2 protein-coding genes are annotated in these 1,432 nt (G+C 74.9%); both read left to right on the top strand.

Features of this window, described 5'->3' with window-relative positions:
* The coding region (cbiB, locus tag HG542_RS11585; protein WP_171080312.1) for an adenosylcobinamide-phosphate synthase CbiB at window positions 1–721 on the top strand (721 nt) is incomplete at its 5' end.
* A partial coding sequence (locus HG542_RS11580) for a cobyric acid synthase (protein WP_171080310.1) occupies window positions 714–1,432 on the top strand: 719 nt, incomplete at its 3' end. The genes cbiB and HG542_RS11580, both read left to right, overlap by 8 nt.

Raw genomic sequence — 1,432 nt, 5'->3', positions numbered from 1 at the left:
GACCGCGGCCGCCACCTGGGCCGTCCTCGGCGGCACCTCGCTCGGCCGCGAGGCGCGGGCCGTCGGCGCCGCGCTCGGTGCGGGCGACCTGGCGGCCGCCCGGGAGCGGCTGCCGCACCTGTGCGGGCGCGACCCGCAGGCCCTGGACGAGCAGCAGATCGCGCGGGCGGTCGTGGAGTCCGTCGCCGAGAACACCTCCGACGCGGTCGTCGGCGCCCTGGTGTGGGGCGCCCTCGCCGGGGTGCCCGGCCTGGTGGGTTTCCGCGCCGTGAACACCCTGGACGCCATGGTCGGTCACAGGTCCCCGCGTTACCGGCGCTTCGGCTGGGCCGCGGCCCGGCTCGACGACGTCGTCGGCTGGCCCGGCGCCCGGCTGACCGCCGCGCTCGCCGTCCTCGCCGGCCCCGACCCGCGCGGTGCCTGGCGGGTGGCCCGGCGCGACGCGTCCCGGCACCCGAGCCCCAACGCGGGCCCGGTGGAGGCCTCGTTCGCGGGGGCCCTGGGGGTGCGCCTCGGCGGCACCCTCGCCTATGCGGGGCGCGTCGAGCACCGGCCGGTGCTGGGCGCGGAGAACCGCCCGGTGGAGACCGCCGACATCGAACGGGCCGTCCGGCTCTCGCGCCGGGTGTCGCTGCTGGCCCTCGGGGTGGCTGTCGCGGGGCGCGCCGTGGGCAGTGTGTTGGTGAACAGGACCGTCAAGAGGAGCTGCACGGGTGGGTAAGCGGGGTGGGGGCCTGCTGATCGCGGGGACGACCTCCGACGCGGGCAAGAGCGTGGTGACCGCCGGGATCTGCCGCTGGCTGGTCCGCAAGGGCGTCAAGGTCGCGCCGTTCAAGGCGCAGAACATGTCGCTCAATTCGTATGTGACGCGCGAGGGCGCCGAGATAGGCCGGGCGCAGGCCATGCAGGCGGCCGCGGCGCGCGTCGAGCCGAGCGCGCTGATGAATCCCGTGCTGCTCAAGCCCGGTGGCGACCGCAGCAGCCAAGTGGTGCTGATGGGAAAGCCGGTGGGCGAGCTGAGCGCCCGCGGCTACCACCAGGGCCGCCAGGAGCAGCTGTTCGGCACCGTGACGGAGTGCCTGGAGGAGCTGCGGCGCACGCACGACGCGGTGATCTGCGAGGGCGCCGGCAGCCCCGCCGAGATCAATCTGCGCCGCACGGACATCGTCAACATGGGCATAGCCCGGGCCGCGCGGCTGCCCGTGGTGATCGTCGGCGACATCGACCGGGGCGGGGTGTTCGCCTCGTTCTTCGGTACGACGGCCCTGCTGTCCCCGGAGGACCAGGAGCTCGTCGCGGGCTATCTGGTCAACAAGTTCCGGGGTGATGTGTCGCTGCTGGAACCCGGCCTGGAGATGCTGCGCGGCCTGACGGGCCGGGCGACGGTGGGCGTGCTGCCGTTCGCGCACGGGCTGGGCATCGACGAGGAGGA

The sequence above is a fragment of the Streptomyces morookaense genome, from assembly GCF_013030945.1.
GTDB classification, from domain to species: Bacteria; Actinomycetota; Actinomycetes; order Streptomycetales; family Streptomycetaceae; genus Streptomyces; species Streptomyces morookaensis.
The sequence above is the reverse complement of the archived record's forward strand: the minus strand, read 5'-3'. Positions and strand labels throughout refer to the sequence as shown.